The organism is Vibrio thalassae, from assembly GCF_900089835.1.
Lineage (GTDB): Bacteria > Pseudomonadota > Gammaproteobacteria > Enterobacterales > Vibrionaceae > Vibrio > Vibrio thalassae.
In genome coordinates, this window is sequence record NZ_OANU01000117.1 from 21,874 (window position 1) to 40,975 (window position 19,102).

Annotated in this window: 20 protein-coding genes; 13 read left to right on the top strand and 7 right to left on the bottom strand. The window is 43.4% G+C overall.

Features of this window, described 5'->3' with window-relative positions; translation table 11 throughout:
- The 6 genes from VTH8203_RS20120 (at position 1) to VTH8203_RS20145 (ending at position 8,075) form a co-directional block, all read left to right on the top strand.
- Positions 1-2,433, top strand: coding sequence for an ABC transporter permease (locus VTH8203_RS20120; RefSeq protein ID WP_096995257.1), 2,433 nt, complete (start codon positions 1-3; stop codon positions 2,431-2,433).
- Positions 2,434-2,686: 253 nt separating this feature from the next.
- Positions 2,687-4,102, top strand: coding sequence for an FAD-dependent oxidoreductase (locus VTH8203_RS20125; protein ID WP_096995258.1), 1,416 nt, complete (start codon positions 2,687-2,689; stop codon positions 4,100-4,102).
- Positions 4,103-4,203: 101 nt separating this feature from the next.
- A complete protein-coding gene (gene galE / locus VTH8203_RS20130; protein ID WP_096995259.1) occupies positions 4,204-5,217 on the top strand; it encodes a UDP-glucose 4-epimerase GalE in 1,014 nt (337 codons plus the stop codon).
- 490 nt (positions 5,218-5,707) lie between these two features.
- Positions 5,708-6,613: a 30S ribosomal protein S6--L-glutamate ligase gene (gene rimK, locus VTH8203_RS20135; protein ID WP_096995260.1), complete on the top strand. Its 906-nt coding sequence runs from the start codon at positions 5,708-5,710 to the stop codon at positions 6,611-6,613.
- Positions 6,614-7,633, top strand: coding sequence for a succinylglutamate desuccinylase/aspartoacylase family protein (locus tag VTH8203_RS20140; protein ID WP_096995261.1), 1,020 nt, complete (start codon positions 6,614-6,616; stop codon positions 7,631-7,633).
- 4 nt (positions 7,634-7,637) lie between these two features.
- The gene (locus VTH8203_RS20145) at positions 7,638-8,075 is read left to right on the top strand and encodes an ATP-dependent zinc protease family protein (RefSeq protein ID WP_096995262.1); all 438 of its coding nucleotides are present in this window, start codon (positions 7,638-7,640) and stop codon (positions 8,073-8,075) included.
- Between the two features lie 114 nt (positions 8,076-8,189).
- Here the strand turns inward: VTH8203_RS20145 and VTH8203_RS20150 are convergent, their stop codons facing one another.
- Positions 8,190-8,558 (bottom strand): MaoP family protein, encoded by a 369-nt coding sequence (locus VTH8203_RS20150; protein ID WP_096995263.1) that lies wholly within the window; start codon positions 8,556-8,558, stop codon positions 8,190-8,192.
- 255 nt (positions 8,559-8,813) lie between these two features.
- On the opposite strand from VTH8203_RS20150, the gene VTH8203_RS20155 reads away from it, so the two are divergent.
- Positions 8,814-9,701 (top strand): LysR family transcriptional regulator, encoded by an 888-nt coding sequence (locus VTH8203_RS20155; RefSeq protein ID WP_096995264.1) that lies wholly within the window; start codon positions 8,814-8,816, stop codon positions 9,699-9,701.
- A gap of 85 nt (positions 9,702-9,786) precedes the next feature.
- Here the strand turns inward: VTH8203_RS20155 and VTH8203_RS20160 are convergent, their stop codons facing one another.
- Positions 9,787-11,169 carry an MATE family efflux transporter gene (locus tag VTH8203_RS20160; RefSeq protein ID WP_096995265.1) on the bottom strand — a complete coding sequence of 461 codons (1,383 nt, stop codon included), beginning with the start codon at positions 11,167-11,169 and terminating at the stop codon, positions 9,787-9,789.
- Positions 11,170-11,242: 73 nt separating this feature from the next.
- Between VTH8203_RS20160 and VTH8203_RS20165 the strand changes: the two genes are divergently transcribed.
- Entirely contained in the window at positions 11,243-12,145 is a 903-nt protein-coding gene (locus tag VTH8203_RS20165) for a helix-turn-helix transcriptional regulator (RefSeq protein ID WP_096995266.1), read from the top strand.
- A 23-nt stretch (positions 12,146-12,168) separates the two neighbouring features.
- Here VTH8203_RS20165 and trxC read toward each other — a convergent pair whose 3' ends face one another.
- Entirely contained in the window at positions 12,169-12,603 is a 435-nt protein-coding gene (trxC, locus tag VTH8203_RS20170; protein WP_096995267.1) for a thioredoxin TrxC, read from the bottom strand.
- Between the two features lie 179 nt (positions 12,604-12,782).
- Here trxC and VTH8203_RS20175 point away from each other — a divergent pair, with 179 nt between their 5' ends.
- Complete coding sequence (locus VTH8203_RS20175; protein ID WP_096995268.1) at positions 12,783-13,871, top strand: ketoacyl-ACP synthase III; 1,089 nt, start codon at positions 12,783-12,785, stop codon at positions 13,869-13,871.
- Between the two features lie 72 nt (positions 13,872-13,943).
- On the opposite strand, the gene VTH8203_RS20180 is transcribed toward VTH8203_RS20175, so the two are convergent.
- Entirely contained in the window at positions 13,944-14,204 is a 261-nt protein-coding gene (locus VTH8203_RS20180; RefSeq protein ID WP_096995269.1) for a putative hemolysin, read from the bottom strand.
- Positions 14,205-14,395: 191 nt separating this feature from the next.
- The gene (locus VTH8203_RS20185) at positions 14,396-15,880 is read right to left on the bottom strand and encodes a DUF3943 domain-containing protein (RefSeq protein WP_096995270.1); all 1,485 of its coding nucleotides are present in this window, start codon (positions 15,878-15,880) and stop codon (positions 14,396-14,398) included.
- Positions 15,881-16,066: 186 nt separating this feature from the next.
- On the opposite strand from VTH8203_RS20185, the gene VTH8203_RS20190 reads away from it, so the two are divergent.
- Both VTH8203_RS20190 and VTH8203_RS20195 read left to right on the top strand, forming a co-directional pair.
- Entirely contained in the window at positions 16,067-16,585 is a 519-nt protein-coding gene (locus VTH8203_RS20190) for an NUDIX hydrolase (RefSeq protein ID WP_096995271.1), read from the top strand.
- A gap of 15 nt (positions 16,586-16,600) precedes the next feature.
- Positions 16,601-17,260, top strand: a complete 660-nt coding sequence (locus tag VTH8203_RS20195; RefSeq protein WP_096995272.1) for a potassium channel family protein — start codon at positions 16,601-16,603, stop codon at positions 17,258-17,260.
- Between the two features lie 8 nt (positions 17,261-17,268).
- Here the strand turns inward: VTH8203_RS20195 and VTH8203_RS20200 are convergent, their stop codons facing one another.
- Positions 17,269-17,730 (bottom strand): DUF4174 domain-containing protein, encoded by a 462-nt coding sequence (locus VTH8203_RS20200; RefSeq protein ID WP_096995273.1) that lies wholly within the window; start codon positions 17,728-17,730, stop codon positions 17,269-17,271.
- Positions 17,731-17,853: 123 nt separating this feature from the next.
- Between VTH8203_RS20200 and VTH8203_RS20205 the strand changes: the two genes are divergently transcribed.
- Positions 17,854-18,345, top strand: coding sequence for a LabA-like NYN domain-containing protein (locus VTH8203_RS20205; protein WP_096995274.1), 492 nt, complete (start codon positions 17,854-17,856; stop codon positions 18,343-18,345).
- Positions 18,335-18,715 carry a nitrous oxide-stimulated promoter family protein gene (locus VTH8203_RS20210; RefSeq protein ID WP_096995275.1) on the top strand — a complete coding sequence of 127 codons (381 nt, stop codon included), beginning with the start codon at positions 18,335-18,337 and terminating at the stop codon, positions 18,713-18,715. Before VTH8203_RS20205 ends, VTH8203_RS20210 begins: the two co-directional genes overlap by 11 nt.
- Before the next feature lie 237 nt (positions 18,716-18,952).
- Here VTH8203_RS20210 and VTH8203_RS20215 read toward each other — a convergent pair.
- Positions 18,953-19,102, bottom strand: a 150-nt coding sequence (locus VTH8203_RS20215; RefSeq protein ID WP_208617716.1) for a transposase, incomplete at its 5' end; no start/stop codon positions are given.

Here is a 19,102-nt window from a genome sequence, read left to right on the forward strand (position 1 = left end):
ATGGCTCAAGGAGGACTCAACAAGCGACTGATCAGTTGGAGTATCGACGAGATCAGGCAAGGGCAGCTTTGGCCTATTGCTATCTCTCTCTCGTTGATCATAGCGTGCATTTTTGGCTTATCCGCTCTCGCTGAGCGAATGGAGCAGGTTATTGTTAAGCAGGGCAAAGATGCACTGACTGCCGATACGGTGTATATCACCGCAAATCCAATAACAGACACTAACCTACAATATATCGAGGCTTCAGGGCTCAACTCGTCCTTTTATACGCGCTTTGCGACGATGTCGTTTAGCGACAATGGGATGCAGCTGATTACGGTCAAAGCGGTCGATGATCATTTTCCTCTTAGAGGCACTTTAACATTAGCGACAGATACTGGGACACAACATCACGTTAAACCCGGTGAGTTGTGGCTTGATAGCAGAATAGCAGAACAACTTGGTGTCACTCAGGGTGACGTTGTCACTGTGGGCGACGCTGACTTGACGGTGAGTGGCGTTATCCTCGAAGAGCCGGGTATCAGTTTCAACCCGTTTCAGCAAATGCCAACGGCTTACATTCACCAGGAATCGGTGGACGAAACTGGTGCGATTCAATTAGGTAGTCGAGTTCAGTTTCGAGCCTATCTTACTGGAGAAGAGGCTGCCATCACTCAACTTAAACAACAGATTGAGTTAACGCCGAGCGATCGCTGGCGAGACCAAAGTTCGGGTAGTCGAACCAATGAAATATTCGATCGGACGACCCAATACCTATCGTTGACGGTCGCCATCATTATTATTATGGCGGCGACAACGCTTGTTCTAACTTGTCAAAACTACGTTCAAAGCCGAAGACAGACAGTCGCCATGCTGAAAAGCTTAGGGGCGAGCAAATCTTGGTTGGTTCGATGGTTGAGTATTCAAACCTTGCTTTTGGTTGTATTGGCCATCGTTGCAGGTTTAGTGCTAGGCGTGCTACTTGAAACGTTATTACGGTTACCGCTCACGGATTTATTGCCAGACCCACTACCCGGGTATGGCCTGACGCCTGCCGTGATTGCCGTCGTATCGAGTTTGTGTATCGGCGTACCTGCTTTGGGTATTCCACTTTATAAGCTCATTTCGGTATCATCGGTAGAGGTACTCCAAAGCGCCGATGAAAATCGTGGTGGTTTTATCTATTTTCTGATTCTTGTCCCGCTGACTCCTTTGCTTGTTGTTTATCGTGATAACAACCTAGTCTGGATCGTCCTTGCAGGTATTATTGGGTTATTTGTGGTTTTAGGGGCGATCAGTGTCATTTTTACGTGGTTGCTGTCGAAGGTATCACTACCGGTTTCGATGAAACTTGCGGTCAGTCGAATCAATAGAAGTAAACGTCATACCGGACTTCAATACGGTGCGTTAGGGCTGTCTTTAATGCTATTGACGACCATATGGTTGGTGCGCAGCGATTTACTCAGTGATTGGCAACGCACACTTCCGGTTGATGCGCCGAATGCCTTTGCACTTAATATTGGTGAGCATGAAAAACAAAGCTATCTCGAGGCACTCGATGGCAATAACATTCAGCGTTCAGAAGCGTTTCCCATTTCAAGAGGCAGACTCACTGAGATAAATGGAGAAGATGCTCAACTGCGTCAAAAACAAGGACTGGAACAAGAAGACGCATTAACAAGAGAGCTTAACTTCACCTACGCGGAGACATTACCAAGCTATAACGATGTTATTGAAGGTGAATGGACGAAGACAAATGGTGTATCGGTTGAAAAAGATGTGGCAGAGAACCTAAACCTTAAAATAGGTGACAAATTGGGTTTTACTATAAATGGTCAGAAAATCAGCGCAAACGTTAACTCCATTCGATTTGTAGAGTGGCGTGACATGAAGCCAAACTTCTATTTTATCTTTACTCCGGATGTATTGGCCAACATCCCAAGTGCCTGGCTAGTGAGCTTTAGGCTTGAAGACAAAGATAATCAATTGATTGGGGAGCTGTCACGTAATCATCCAACCGTCAGTCTGATGGACATACGATTGATGGGAGAGAAGATACAAGGTCTACTGAGCCAAATAGTTTGGTCGATCACCGTTTTAGCAGCACTTGGCGTGCTATCCGGTGTCCTACTTATCTTTACCTTGTTGCGTCTAAGTTTATCTCAACGTCAAGCTGAAATTCGCTTGTACCGAACTTTGGGCGCAAGTCGTAGGCGGATTGTCAGAACGATATGGGCTGAATACGGGATTATGGCGATAATATCGGGGTTAGTCGCCACACTGGGCGCAGAGGTCGTTGTAGGCTCGATCATGAAATTTGGCTTCGAGCTGCCGTGGAGTTGGCATTTATCCACGTGGATGGTGGTCCCCGCAATCGCTTTCGTTACCTTAGCTCTAGTGTTATTTTCTCTGATACGACAGATGCTTACTACAAGTCAAAAGCAGTTTGCTTAATAGTTAGCCACCGATTTTTAGGAGTTATCCACAAAATCGGTGGATAAAGTTTTGGATAACTCAAGAGTAAAATGACAGGCAGAAAACGGTAACCATTGATTTATCAGTAATGGCGCGTATTCCAAGCTCTGATTACGAGGGGGTTGAGTTATGCACTTAGTTACTGTCAAGAAAAACATCACAAAAATAGTGATTTTTTTTAATAGTCTAAGTGGCTAAAATTGATCTCCTTTATAACGCCAATAAATAAGCGATGAAAAAAGATTTAGCGGTGGCAACCAGCGGTAAAAGAGTTGCAATCATTGGTGGTGGAGTGGCCGGTTCTACTGTCGCACTGTATTTGGCAAAACAAGGGCTAAACGTTGCACTGTTTGAAAAAAACAGCAGTTTGGTTAGTGGGCCGCCTATCTGCCATTTACATGCTGGTGGAAATCTGTATCGCGAACTTTCCCAGCAGCAATGTCTCGACTTACTTGTACAGTCGATAGATTTTGTGAAGTTCTTTCCTGCGACTGTCAATAAGCGCCCAACCGTTATTGCCATACCGAACAATGATAATGGTACGCCCGAATCATTATTGCCTCGTTTAGAGCTACTTCAAAAAAGTTATCAGAGCCTAGTAGAGGCGGATTCTGCTAACGAAGTTCTGGGCGATCCAGCCGACTACTTCCATGAATACTATTACGAACAGCTGAAAACGTTGGCGTTATTAGAGGTACCAAGAAAACCTTCATCAATTGATGAATGGTTAATCCCTTTTGCGAAACACACGGATTTGAGCAAGCTCAAATATCCAGTCTATGTCGTTCAGGAATATGGGTTAAGTTTATTTCGTGTGGCCGCATCGGTTGAACTCGCGGCTCTAAAACTAGCAAATTTGGACATAAAAACTGGCCATTGCATCAAGCATGTTTCTCGAGTAGGTGAAGGGTACACATTACAATTTGAAAATGGCCACGAGGACAATTTTGATTTTGTTATTAATGCCTGTGGTTTTAGAACGGGCGTCATTGATGATCAATTGCACTTAGCAAGAGAACGACTTGTGGAGTTCAAAGCTGCTTATGTGACTCAATGGCAAAGTTATAAAAATGAGAAATGGCCAGAAGTTATCTTTCATGGCAAACGTGGTACTCCGCAAGGTATGGCTCAGTTAACGCCTTACCCCGGAGGGTACTTTCAACTTCATGGAATGACTATGAACATTACGTTATTTGATGAAGGTTTGGTTCAGTCCACATCAAAAAGTGCCCAGCCTCAATTGCCCTCAAACTTAATCGCCAAGGTCGATAAGGGGTGGTCGTTGGAAGTGCAAACTCAACGAGCTTGCAATGCGATACAACACCTCAGCCAATTCATTCCCTGTTTTGAAACTGCCGAGCCTGCCGGAACCCCTTTGTATGGTGCGCAGCAAATCCCCGGCAACGACCCGAGTCTTCGTGCAGCTGATGTGAGCTTTGAGGGAGAGCATTACGCTCGGCTAGAAATTGTCAAAGCATCCTCTGCATTACTGGCAGGAAAGAAAATAGCTAAGCAATGGTTTGATCTCAAAGATTCTACACTTAACCAAACAGAGTCAACTAAAGAAGAAGTCCGTGCTATTGAATCGCTTGCAAAACAGATTGCAGTGAGCCGTGGGTATCCCGAAGAGCTTGCAATTGCCTATTAATCATGCGAGTGACGACAAGTTTCAGTCAGTCTCATCATTGATAGTCGTAATTCTATCTTGATTGCATATAATCCTTGGTAAAGTAAACATGGAGTTGGCAAATGAACGTTTTAGTGACGGGTGGTGCAGGTTACATAGGTAGCCACACCTGTGTACAGTTAATAGAGGCAGGGATGACGCCTGTCATCTTCGACAACCTATACAATGCAAAAGCCGCGGTGCTTGATAGAATCGAAAAAGTGGCAGGGAAGCGACCTGAATTTATTCAAGGTGATGTGCGTGATAAATCAGCATTAGTAGCAGCTCTGAAAACACATGATATTCATTCGGTTATTCATTTTGCAGGGCTAAAAGCGGTTGGCGAGTCAGTAGAAAAACCACTTGAGTATTACGATAATAACGTAAACGGAACCTTGGTATTAGTCGATGCTATGAGAGCGGTGGGCGTTAAGCACCTTGTGTTTAGTTCATCAGCAACGGTTTATGGTGATCCCGCCTCCGTTCCGATCACGGAAAGTTTTCCTACAAGTGCTACTAACCCTTATGGTCGCAGCAAACTCATGGTTGAAGAGTGTTTAACAGACTTTCAAAAAGCCAACCCTGAATGGACGATAACCCTGCTACGTTATTTCAACCCAGTAGGGTCGCACCCGACAGGGGAGATGGGCGAAGATCCCCAAGGGATCCCCAATAATTTAATGCCATTTGTGTCACAGGTAGCCGTGGGCCGTCGTGATTTTCTGTCGATATTTGGAAACGACTATCCAACACCAGATGGCACAGGAGTTCGTGACTACATTCATGTTATGGATCTTGCCGATGGACATATTGCAGCTTTGAAGAGGCTAAACCATCGAAAAGGGCTGCATATCTATAACCTCGGTACGGGCAATGGCTCAAGCGTATTGGATATGGTTAAGGCGTTTGAGTTAGCTTCAGGAAAACAAATTCCTTACAAGATTGTTGATCGTCGTCCGGGCGATATTGCAGAGTGCTGGGCCGATCCAAGTAAAGCCAATAAAGACTTAGGTTGGGCGGCTACACGTTCTTTGCAAGATATGACGACCGACGGTTGGAAATGGCAATCTCTGAATCCAGAAGGCTATCCGGAATAATGTTTTATTAACATTTTGTCATTATTCGTCACAAATGAGCGCGTAATGCGCTCTTTTTTGATCTGGATCTCTTTCGACAGTGAATAAAAAGTATGAAATTGTTGTGATTTTGATAAAATGGAATGAGTACTTAATTTTACATGTGAAATAACTTTTTATCTAAGGGGAACTCAATGGAGTTAGCACTCATCATTACTTTCGTAGTAGCAGCAGTAGTAATGGTTAAGAAAGAAATGGCTAATAAGTAATATTCATTCTAACATTTTGATTACAAACCTTTTATCTGAATGAATTTATTAATAAAAACCGGCAGTAGCCGGTTTTTTTATGTCTAAAATCTGCGTAATTAACGATAAGAATTTATTGTCGTCACGAATAAAAACAATCGTTGTATTTTTATCGTCTAAACTCTTAAGGTGCACGCTCTTTCCGGTCGTCCGATACCGGGGTTTCACACTCATAAAACAAACATCTATAAGAGGATACTGCCATGCGCATTGCGATTCTATCTCGCAACGAAAACTTGTACTCAACTCGCCGCCTAAAAGAAGCTGGGGAAGCGAGGGGACATCAAGTGGATATCATTGATACCCTGCATTGCTATATGGATATTACTAGTAGTAACTCTAAAGTCCGTTATATGGGTGAGGAGTTACCTCAATACGATGCTGTAATTCCAAGAATTGGTTCATCTATTACGTTCTACGGAACAGCAGTAGTTCGCCAGTTTGAAATGATGGGTACTTTCTGCGTAAACGAGTCGGTAGCAATTAGCCGTTCACGTGACAAGCTTCGCTCATTACAGCTACTATCTCGTAAAGGGATTGGTCTACCAAGAACTGGCTTTGCAAGCAAGCCGGACGATATTCCAGATCTAATCAAGAATGTTGGCGGTGCGCCACTTGTGATTAAACTGTTAGAAGGTACGCAAGGTATCGGTGTTGTACTTGCCGAAACGCACAAAGCGGCTGAAAGTGTTATTGAAGCATTTATGGGCCTTAAAGCTAACATTCTTGTACAAGAGTTCATTGAAGAAGCGAACGGTGCTGATATCCGTTGTTTCGTAGTCGGCGGTAAAGTCATTGCGGCTATGAAGCGTCAAGCGGCTGAAGGTGAGTTTCGCTCTAATCTACATCGCGGTGGTAGCGCTCAGCTTATCAAGCTGTCTAAAGAAGAGCGCGTGACAGCTGTAGCAGCAGCTAAAGCGATGGGACTGAACCTATGTGGTGTTGATATTCTGCAATCGAAAAATGGTCCAGTTGTGATGGAAGTTAACTCATCACCAGGCCTAGAAGGGATTGAAAACGCGACAGGTAAAGATGTGGCGGGCCTAATTTACGAATTTATCGAGAAAAACGCCAAGCCTAACAACAACAAAACAAAAGGACGTGGTTAAATGGCAAAAGAGCTTGTCATTGCGGGCGTAGAAGTACGCCCGGGAGAGCGTAAAGAAATAGATATACCGGTAGCTAAGCTATACACCGATGCGGAAGTGTCAATACCAGTGCAAGTCATTCGTTCTAAGAAAGAAGGACCTGTGGTATTTGTCAGTGCTGCGGTGCATGGTGACGAACTCAATGGTATTGAAATTATCAGTCGTCTCATTGCAGAAAACTTAAAGCTTCAGAACGGTACTCTGATTTATGTACCTATGGTGAATGTGTACGGCGTACTTAACCAAAGTCGCTATATGCCTGACCGTAGAGATCTAAACCGCTGTTTCCCAGGCTCTAAGAAAGGCTCACTAGCAGGTCGATTAGCACATACTTTCCTTGAGAGTATCGTTGCACATTGTGATTACGGTATTGATCTGCACACTGGTGCAATTCATCGTTCAAACTTACCACAAATTCGTGCGAACCTTGAAGATGAAGAGACTAAGCGATTGGCGGAAGCCTTTGCAGTACCTGTACTTCTGAATGCAAACATTCGAGATGGGTCATTGCGTGAAGCTGCTGTAAACCATGGTGCACGAGTTCTTCTTTATGAAGCAGGCGAAGCACTGCGTTTTGATGAGCTTTCGATCCAAACTGGTGTTAAAGGTGTTCTTCGAGTACTTAAAGCGCTTGGTATGGTTCGTAAACGCGTATCAAAAGCCAAAACAGAACCTTTCATCGCCAACCGCAGTGATTGGACTCGCGCAGATGCAAGTGGTTTTGTAAAAGAGTACGTTCAGTTAGGGTCAATGGTTGAAAAAGGCGAAACATTAGCTGACATCAACGGTCCTCTGGGCAACAATATCAGTCAAGTTAAATCAAATCGTACTGGTATTATCATTGGTAAGCAGAACATTCCTTTAGTACAGGAAGGCGAAGCCATGTATCACATTGCGTATTTTGGAGATAGCGCAGAAGAGGTATTTGAACACATCGAAATCATGCAAGAGTCGATTGTTCCTGTAGAACCGAGCATGTAATACTATGCCAAACACATATAATGACAGAATGATTATTGGTAATTTGGAAGTCTGTAGTCTTCCAGAGTTAGGTATCTTTGACTTAGAAGTTCGTATTGATACAGGCGCAAAAACATCGTCGCTGCACGTTGATAATCTTCAACGCTTTAAGCGTGATGGTCGCATGTATGTTCAGTACGACCTACACCCAGATATTTACCACTTAGAAGAAATCGTACATTGTGAGTCACTTATTCATGACTCAAGACGTATCAAGTCATCTAACGGTGACTCAGAGCAACGTTGTGTGATTCAAACTTTATTCCGTTTGGGGGATAGAGAGTGGCCAATCGAAATTACGCTAAGCAATCGTCAGGATATGTCATATATGATGTTGTTAGGACGCGAAGCGATGGCTGACAAAGTTTATGTAGACCCAAGTAAAGCGTTTCTGATTGACTAAAAAAACCGCCTTCGGGCGGTTTTTTTTATACCTATTTTCACAAGCTAAACATCAAACAAAAAAAAGTAGAGTACAAGACTCTACTTTCACGTTTAGGATGAAAGATCACAATACTTATGCTGGGTCTAAAACGTCGTCGTTATCCACTTCATAATCATAGTCTTTCGAAGCTTCATGATACTTCGATCTGCTGTTTAAAGTGTGAAACGCTCGTCTTCCGCGTGCTAAGCGAACGTATTTAAGCCAGGTGTGTTCCAATTTAGATTTCGCCTTGCTCGGGTTAACGATCACTTTAGTGAAGTGTTTTTCTTCCGCATTTTCTGGAGTAATATCACCGCGCTCAAGCGCAAGCATAGTTTCACCAAAAGTTACTAAGATGTCTTCTTCTAAAAGTGTAAAATCTCCCGATTTAGCGAATCCGCGTGGAAACTTTACTGCATCATAAAAGCGTTTCTTGCCGTGGCGAAATTGAGTTTCAGTCATAGAGACCTCAAAGCAAATAGATAGTAAAGCAAGGTAATTCAGGTGGGTCCGTAACAATTAATGAATGTCGACTAAACCGTTGAATCCCGTGTTGGTTCGATGCTGAAAATAGTGTGAAAAGGGTAATAAAGGAAACGAAATTTTTTTGTCGAAATCACAAAATTTATTTATGCTTAAGCAAGCATAACTGTGTAAGAATACTGGGCTAACTTTTTCGCTAGCTCAACTACTTAGAATCTGTTTAAGAGTCATTTTATGGACGTAAAAGTATTTCAAACTTTCCTCGAAGTCGCGAAGGAAAAGCACTTTGGCCGCGCATCTGAAAATCTCTATATTACTCAGGCCGCTGTGAGTGCTCGCATTAAACAATTAGAGGAATACTTTGATACTAGGCTGTTTACTCGGCACAGGAACAATATCCAGTTAACGTCAGCGGGTCAAAGGTTAGTTGGGTATGCAGAAGTCATGGTCTCGACCCTTAAGCAAGCGACTTTCGATTTGTCATTAGAAAGCAACAAGGCATTGCAATTGACAATTGGTGGCACACCCAACATATGGGATGCCTATTTACAAAACTGTCTTAGTATTGTTACTGACTCACTGACAGGTTATGGTTTCGTTGCTGAATCGCTTGGGCGGGAACAACTTAATAGAAAGCTACTAGAACGTACGTTAGATCTGGCTTTTTCGTTTGACCCATTTAAAGTTGAAGAATTTAAGAGTCATCAGATTTCGGAACTGACCTTGGTATTGGTCTCAACTGAAAAGCGTGAACTTGAAGAAGCATTTAAAGATAAATACGTATACGTCGATTGGGGCACTCAGTTTGCTTTCGAACACGCCGATCGTCATCCAAATATTCCGGCACCGTATTTACGCACATCGACAGGTCGAATTGCGCTCGACTTTATCCTTGAGAAGGGTGGTAGCGCGTATTTGCCTTCTTCATTAGTGGAACCGTTTTTGGAATCTGGGCAGCTATATCAAGTTGAGGGTTCAGAGGTGTGGTCTCGACCGCTATTTATAAGTTATCGTAAGAACAGCACCTCTCTTGAGGAGATTTTACAAGTAGAGCAATTGGTAACTAAGATAGAGCCGACGACAACGTATTTGATGCAGCTGGCAGGGGAAAACACCGAATAAACAGCTCACAATGTTGAGGCATCGCAAACGCAAAAAAGGGCTTCACCGATAAGGTGAAGCCCTTTTTGTTTATAAAGAACGGACGCTACGCGTTGACAACGGTTAAGTTGTTCATCCAATAACGTTTTAAATAACGATGGAAACACAGCCCAAATTTGATGACTTCTTCAAACAGCATGCAGGCGTAAACCACTTGGAATTCAAGACCGAATATAAACGCTGCTGTGGCGGTTAGTGGCAGTCCCACTGTCCACATAGCAATAAAGTCCATTCTTAAACAGAACTTATTATCGCCACCAGCGCGCAAAATCCCGTTGATAATAATTAGGTTCAGCATGCGTAACCAAATCGCACAACACAGAATAAACATGGCGGGTGCCGCCAGAGGATAGAGTTCTTCGGTGGTTAGGTTTAACCACTCTAAAATAACTTCTCGTCCAAATAGCAATATGACACCTGTGGCAAGGCCAAATAGAAACACTGCTTTGATAAAGAATTTAGACATATTGAATGCCTGTTCAAATTCGTCTCTGCCTAAAGATTGCCCGAGTAGTACAGAGCAGGCGACCGAGATTCCGAAAAATAACGAATAACATAATGACTCAAATGGTCCCATCATGCTAAAGACTGCTAGCTCAGTTGTGCCCATATGACCAAAGATCACTTGATACATGAGTGTGCCCATTGCCCACAAGATCGCATTCAAGGTCGTCGGGACCGCGAGCTTTTTATAAGAGCCCCATAGTCGTTCGCTATTCTCTAGTTTGGTCTCAATCAGTAGCCAGTGATTGCGATAATTAAGATAGGCCCAGATGAAAACTACTTGGCATAGTCGAGAAATCGTCGTCGCCAATGCCGCACCAGCTACGCCCATCGGTGGGACACCCATCCCTCCTTTGATCAGCCAAAAATTAAGCGCAATATTGATAAAGATGGTTATTGCACCAAGGAGAAGAGGTGTGACAGCGTCACCAGATGAGCGCATTGCTGACTCTGCTACGATCACGATGTGAGTTAGGATAAGCACAGGAAAAGCGTACCATAAGTAGGTAGCCCCTAGTTCAATGACGGTCGCGTCGTTTGTTTGTAGCATCATGATGAAGCTAGAAAACAGCGTAATCCCTAGCGTTACAGGAACCAATAGTTTAGCGCCAAACTCCATGGAAAGCTGTGTGATGGTTTTAGCGCTTCGTTTATCGTTTCTACCCCAGTATTGTGCAACCAACACACCGTTCGCCGATGCCATACCTGCCATGATCATAATGGCAACAAAATGCCATTTAGAGGCAATACCTACCGCTGCGGTTGCTTCCTTACCAAAATCGCTAACCATAAGAACATCAGCGAGCGCTAAAATAGCGACCAATGCACTTTGAATTGCGACCGGAAAACCAAGCTTTACCACAGAAGAGAGCAGATGGTTTTGAGAAGCCTGATTAGATGACTTAATATAGGTTTTCGTTGTCATAACAGCCCTCCTGAAAAGTGTGATTGGAATCATATAAACGGGGCTAATATAAGAAAATTGGAACGCCAAAACCATGTTCAAAAATAGACAAAACCTGTGCGAATCCGTCATTGATGAATTTAGCATCAAGTCCCAATGGATAGATGAAGTCTTTTTATCGGACGCATGCGAAGAGCGCTTTCTTTCGTCAAGTGATATTCCAGAGTTTGTCCCCGAGGATATTTTTATGGCCGGGATGGCGAACCTGATTGATGGCTATCATGTCGAGCGGAAGGGGATCGACGTTCACACTATTTTGTTTACTATTGAAGGTGGAGGGGTGCTCATTACGGAGGAATATGTTAAGGCCATTGAACCGTATTCTATTGTTGTTTTACCAGCACACACGCCATATAGGTTTGAGATTAATCCTCAGTATAAACATTGGCGAATGATCTGGTTTTTACCTAAAGACAGACCGAGGTGGCAGGCTTTGTCTGATCTTGGCCAAAAAGTGTTGCCGTTTCATGGTTGTGAACGCATTTGGGCGCTAATGACACTGTTGTACTTAGAGATTGGTGGCAGGACCAGCTATCGCAAGTTATTGGTGGGTGAAGTATGTAGAATCATCACCGGGTTTGAAAGCCAACCTACAGATTCTACGGTTCGGGTACAAGCCTTATTTAGTCAAATAGAAGGGCAACTTCATTTGCCATGGACGGTAAAAACAATGGCGAATAAGACATTTTTGAGTGAAGAGCAGTTAGCGCGTATCTGCAAGCAGCTCTATAACGTTTCGCCTCGAGCGCGTTTAATCAATTTACGTATGGAAAAAGCGTGTGACTTACTAAGAAATAATGACTGGTCTATTGTAATGATAGCTGAGCGCCTAGGCTATCGAGACCCATTTAACTTTACGCATCGATTCACAAAGCACGTGGGTTGTTCGCCTAGCGCCTATCGTAAGCAGGTCATGCAGCTAAACGATGAAAGGTAGAGCGCGTTTGCGCCCTACGTTGATCATTTGTTGATGGCTTGATTTAGCCATTGGTCAAATTGTCCTTTCGGTAATGCGCCATTAATCATGTCCATACGTTGGCCGTTTTTGAACACCATAATGGTCGGAATACTCCGGATTTGGAATTGTGCTGCGAGCTGTTGTTGCTGTTCAGTGTCAATTTTAACGAATCGGACTGCACCGGTGCGCTCTTCGGCGGCTTGCTGAAAGACGGGGGCAAACCCTACGCACGGGTTGCACCACGTGGCCCAGAAATCGATAACGATAGGTTGCGTACTATTGAGGAGGACAGAAAAATTCTCTTCAGTTCCTTCAATAGGGCTTCCGTCTAAAAGTAATGCTTTGCAGCGACCACATTTTGGTGATTCTGTAACTCTTGCTGCTGGTAAACGATTTAGTCCATTGCATGACGGGCAACGTGTATTAATAGTCGACATGGTCTCTCCCAACCGTGAATTGAATTTGTAATTTAGGCTTCTTTGAGCCCTAGATTATGAGTATACTCGAAGCTCTTAGAGTCGGGATAGATAAGTTATTATCGACGCTTATTAGAGCGTATTTATTGATAATATTTGTCTATCTCGATTGATGAAAACTATAAAAAAATAGGTACAGAATGACAACATTTTACGCCGAAATTACTGGTTGGGGTAAGTGCCTTCCACCAGCGATATTATCTAATTACGATCTTAGCACTATTATGGAAACATCGGATGAGTGGATTAGATCCCGTACTGGCATAGAAAATCGTCGCATCAGCCATGTAAATACTTCTGAAATGGCTACGGTTGCTGCTAAACATGCTATGGCATGCGCCGGTATTACTGCGGATGAAGTTGACCTTATTATCGTCGCAACTTGTTCTCCAGATTCACTTATTCCTAACACTGCATCGCGTGTTCAACAAAACTTAGGTGTTCCATCCGCAGCTGCGTTTGATTTGAATGCCGCCTGTACGGGATTCGTTTATGGTCTAGAAACCGCGACTAAGCTGATTCAATCTGGTAATTACCGTAATGCCATCGTAATCGGAGCAGAGCGTTTATCCTTCTTCATCGACTGGAGCGAACGTGACACCGCCGTTTTATTTGGAGATGGCGCGGGTGCCGCAGTCCTGTCTCGTACAGAGAGCAAAGTAGGTCTGCAAGATGCGCAAATTGGGTGTGATGCGAAAGGTCGCGATATTCTCGCTGTGCCTGAGTTTGGCACATCGATGCAACGCTTTGCTGCGGACAACGGTTACTTTGAATTCAATTTCATTGGTAAAGAGATCTTCAAGCGTGCTGTAAAAGGTATGGGCGCAGCGGCGAACACCGTACTTTCTCGTTCTAATCTTACCAAAGAAGATATTGATGTAGTGATTCCGCACCAAGCAAATATTCGAATTATTCAAACCTTGTGTGACTTGTCTGGTATCGATCAAGACAAAGCGTTCGTTAATATCCAGAACTATGGAAACACATCAGCAGCCACGGTGCCAATTGCGTTGTGTGAAGCGATGGAGCAAGGTCGAGTTAAACCGGGTGATGATCTTCTACTTGCTGCATTTGGAGCGGGCCTTACTTGGGGTGCTGGTCATATTAAGTGGGGTGATAGAGTTACGCCCGTCGGTACGAGTGATGCGGCATTACCTCCATGTGAAAAATCGGCACTAGATCTGATGAAAACGGCGATTGAGCACTGTCAAAATAAGCCAGAAAAATAATCCGGTCATCAATCTAAAAGCCAGAGAAATTGAGCTTCTCTGGCTTTCTTATGGAATGGCTTAAAGCAACAACTACTGTTGTTCTTGCTCTTTAGTACGATTCTCGTAGTAGTCCCATACTGTATAACGTTCGTTTTTCGACAGAACACAGTAAGGTACACGCTTGCCACCTTCGGTGAATCTTTCTAGCTTATGACCTTGCTCAACGCAGTAAACGTAAGCAGGATCACTTTCCACTGTAATTTCATCTACATCGTATTTATCTGGCTCACTGGCACAGCCAGATAAAATACCTATTGCCATTGCGCCAATCACCCATTGTAACTTTCTCATTCTTTCTCCTAGTTGGAATTCACGCTTTGAGTTAAGTGTAGGAGATTTCGAAAGAAAAGTGTTTTGATTTGGTCAAATTATTCAACATTTTATGCGAAATATGGCTCGGTTGTACTGTGACTCCCAAAATTCCTACAAGCGCGTCAGCGTTTACAAAGCTGAGCCTCGACTCACCTTTTATACACCCTTGATTAAATATACTTGTTGCCTTCACCAAAGCGGTAAATAAGCCTCGTGCCCCAAAGCTGATCACGAGCGCCTGAATTGCGATGATAAGCGTACTTCCAATCGGCTTGTAACGACCAATTGGCATTCAAAGAGTAGTGAACGCCAGTTCCTATATTCCATTGCAGCTTTTTCGTCTCTCTATCTTTATCAAGCATGGCTTCACCAACACCAGCGTTTAGATAAGGTTTGAAAGCGCTGCCCGGCATAAAGTAATACTGAACATCCAAGCTATAATTTTCGTAAACATGTTTTTCATTGCTCACTGTCGATTCATAGTTACCTTGCATATAGCCAAGACGAGTCGATAAACTCTCTGTGAAATACAAGCCCAATGTGAAAGCAGGAGCAAAACCATTTTTAAGATTGCGTGCTTCGTCTAATTGTGGGTACGCAAACCCAGCGCTGATACCCACGATTCCATAAGTTACTGGGTCATCAGTGTATTGGTGATAGCTTTTTCTTTGTCTACGTTTGAGGCTGTCATCGGTTTCGCCTGCGCCAAATGCGTAGTTAACTTGCATTTGATATTTGGTTTCAATATCACCATTTCGTAATACATTTGAATGGACGCCAACAAACCCCGTTCCGGCTTTGACAATTTCTCTGCCCGCAATGTTGTTAACACCGCGACCTAGGCTGTCAACAGGATCTAGAAAGAACAGAGCGGTCGAGCCCAGTGTGTCAGAACCCCATACAGTGCCGCCCCTTAACCGTATTTCCTTCTCTTTGTTAAAAGCCCATTCTCCATAGACCCAACCAAGGGTAGGGGTCACAACTAAGTCTTGAATCGATGGAATTTCAGCAAAGGCTTCAATGCCATATTCCCAATAAAAAGTGGACATCAACGTGGAGTACATAAACGCATCCCACTGCCGATAACCTGATTTACGAGCCGCTTGATAGTAAACGCCTCCAAAATAAGGGTGTCCAATGTAGTTGATAACATGATCGTCACGGTCCCATACAGGACCAGATCTTACATTGTCCAACCATTTATTCATCAGCTTGATATCACTTTTTTCCCAGTTGGTAATGGATTCTGGCATCAGAGCTAGCACGCCAGCGACACCAACACCATAAGCAAAAATCGATTTGGTTTGAGACCAGAGTCTTTCACTATCTTCGCCATTTTGTGGGTCAAAAAGAGAAATTCGATATGGCGAATCGTAAAAATTGGTTGGGCTGTCAGCTTCGCCTAATATCCGTAATTCTTCAAAGCTGCTATTGGAAGACATAGACCGATAGCCAAGGCTGTTTAGTTGCTCCGATTGCGTCGTGTTGAATTCGGAATTGGATAGTCGCTGATCTTGTGCAATCGCTTGTTGTAAGAAGTCTTGTTGTGAAACGGTAGAATGAGGATGCTCGATTGGTGACGATTCACTATTCGCATAACTGTGCGGAATCATAATAACGAGTGATAAATAGGCTAACGATTTTTTAAATTTCATAATGTAACAGGAGCTTGGCAAACGAATTTATAATATTAGTTGCTTAAGATCCCTTTAAGCGAGGGAGCAATAATACAGCGTTCATTAATGTTAGTCGCTTAATTGCTAGGCAGAAAACTGTGTCTAAGTGTAAGCTGAATTTTGTGATAGACTTCTCGCATTATTCACTTGGTTAGTAGGTCAAACGTGAGACAAATTACGACAGCGGTTCACCCAGATATAAAACACCTAGACGATAAGAAGATCATAAAGCGTAACGCTACACGTGCTATAGCCGTTGATGGTGAAGATATTTTGTTACTATTTACTGAGCGCTATCATGATTATTCACTCCCTGGTGGTGGATTAGATGATGGTGAAGATGTCATTGCTGGTATGGTAAGAGAACTGGAAGAAGAAACGGGTGCTAAAAATATCCATGCGATCAAACCATTTGGTATCTATGAAGAGTTTCGCCCTTGGTATAAGGACGATGCGGATATTATGCATATGATTTCTTACTACTATTCCTGCAAAGTTGATCGAGAGTTAGGCACCACTTCTTACGAAGATTACGAAATTAAAAATGGTATGAAGGCGGTATGGATCAATATTCATGAAGCGATAGCCTTCAATGAGAAGACCATCGCAGAAAGTGACAAAAAGGGTATGAGTATTGAGAGAGAAACTCACTTGCTGCACTTAATTGCTAAAGAATTGCTTTGAAGAGGGCATGATGCCATGAAATTGATGACCAAAGATGACAATTTCTTTTTCTTATTGGGTTCGCTGCTGGTGTTGTTTTTCCTAAGTGCTGTCGTTCATCAATTTAAAGACGACGCTCAAGACTACGTACTGGCGCTTCTTGTACTCTGCATGAGTACATCAATTGTTGGCGTTCATCGTAAACAGACATTTTATCGCTCATGGTATGCGGTAATGATAACGGTGGTCGTGATTTCTGGCAGTATTTCTGTGTTCGAAGACTATGACTTATCGCTCGTTACTATGTTCGCTATGCTGTTTTTCGTACTAGCTCAGACATTTTCGGCACTTAAGCAAGTTATGATGCCAAGGAAAGTAACGTTGAATCAAATTGTCGGTTCGATATGCGTCTATCTTCTTTTTGGATTGTCGTTTGCGTTCATCTATTTGATACAGCTTGAGTTATTTGTGGCCCCTTTTAATGGATTAGAGTCAAAGCCTTGGCTCGACAACCTGTTTGAAGTGATCTATTTCAGCTTTATCACGCTGACAACTGTTGGTTATGGTGACATCTCTCCGGTGCTGGCTATCCCCAAATTTTTTGTGTTCTTGGAATCAATAACGGGAAGCTTCTATTTAGCTATCATGGTAGCGAGTTTGGTAAGCAGTCATCTTTCCCAAAAAGAGACAAGTTGACCGCATGATTAGATGGAGCAGCGACTGGCTGCTCTTTTCATTTCAGCTTGCCTCATCGGCATAGCATCAATCGTTTTCGTCACCAAGTTCCAATCTGTCTCTGCCCCCCAACGAAGTTTTTCAGAGCCGTCTTTGCCGATAAGTACTGCGGCATGTTCGTCTCGGTTTATACCGTACGTTTTGATGAGCGCGGAATAATCGAACATGTCTTTTGCCCATCCAGGGAAGGAAAATCCATCTTCTGTGATGACCAAGGTAACCACATCTCTCTCTTGTAGAGCGCACTCGTTCGTCAAGACACCTAACAAAAATTCTTTTACTTTTTCGTCGTGGCTTGGAGCAAAATACATAACGCTGCGATGAGACATACCGTGATAGCTGTCGTTTGGATATCGAGAGCTGTGGTCCGAATCTTTGCAGGCCGTAATGCCAATCAGAGTGAATAAGGTAATAATCCCAATGCTTTTCATCGATGTTTCCAATTACAATACTGACTGTTCATACGTTAAGTTTAGCCATTGAGTTCTCTGTTGCTAAACTAAACGAGGCCGATATCTGATATTATTGGCGACAAACGGATAAAGATGTTTACTATGGAATCAATAGCTATTTTTGTAGATGTTCAAAATGTCTACTACACCACTCGACAAGCGTTTGGGCGCCGTTTCGACTACAACGCGCTGTGGGCGACACTCAGCAATAACTACCGAATTGAAATAGCGAGAGCTTATGCGATTTCGTCAGTGGATCCGAAACAAAGACAGTTTCATCATATTCTAAGAGGGATTGGTTTTAATGTTCTGTTGAAACCTTTTATTCAGCGACTAGATGGCAGTGCTAAAGGAGATTGGGACGTCGGTTTGGCGCTGGATGTCTACGAAATCGCCAACAGTGTTGACCGGATCGTGCTAGTGTCGGGAGACGGTGATTTCCAAGTATTGGTTGAACGTATTCAGCAGAGGTTTGGCACTAAAGTGACGGTTGTTGGGGTTCGCTCTTTAACGGCTAATAACTTGATTCAAGCCGCTGATGATTATGTTGAGATAGATTCTCAACTGTTGATAGGGCATCAACATGGCGAGTGACATCCTTAAAGGGGCGTTAGCAACAGAGTTTAGAACCGTTGAAGCGATGATGCGTATCTACTGTAAAAAGCATCATTCAAGTGAGACGTTGTGCGAGAGTTGCCAAGCGCTATTGGGTTATGCTGAAACCAAGCTTGATCGATGTCCGTATGGTGAATCAAAACCAACGTGCAACAAATGCCCAATTCATTGTTACAAACCTGAGCCGAAAGCTCAGATGAAAGCGGTCATGGTCTATGCTGGTCCACGAATGCTGCTGCCACATCCTATATTGTCAATTCGCCATCTATTGCATGAACGCAAGGAAGTGCCGAGAAAGCCCGAAGCGTGGCAGTCAAATAAAAAGCCAGTAAGCGAAGAGGCGGACTAACTCCCTGCGAGTACGATAATATGAGACACAAGCACCCCCAGAGTTAAATGATTACGTAACGTTGAGTATTGAGACGGGAATATCGACCCTGTAGTGGAGAACTTTGCTTTCTCCACTCCCCAGACACACAAATATCCCATCATGGACACCACTAAGGCGAGTTGGAACTGTTGCGGTGCAATCAAAACTACCGGTGAAACCGGTAGTATGATGAAAGCCCCTAGAAGGGGCTATGTTTTATAAGCCCGAGAGTCGCAACTGCTCTTGGCGTTTTTCTTCCGACTCCTGATTACGTATGTATTCACGAATCATCTGTTCATCGAGTCCTACTGTGCTAACACAGTAACCTCTTGCCCAGAATTTTCTCCCAGTAAAGTTACGTTTTAC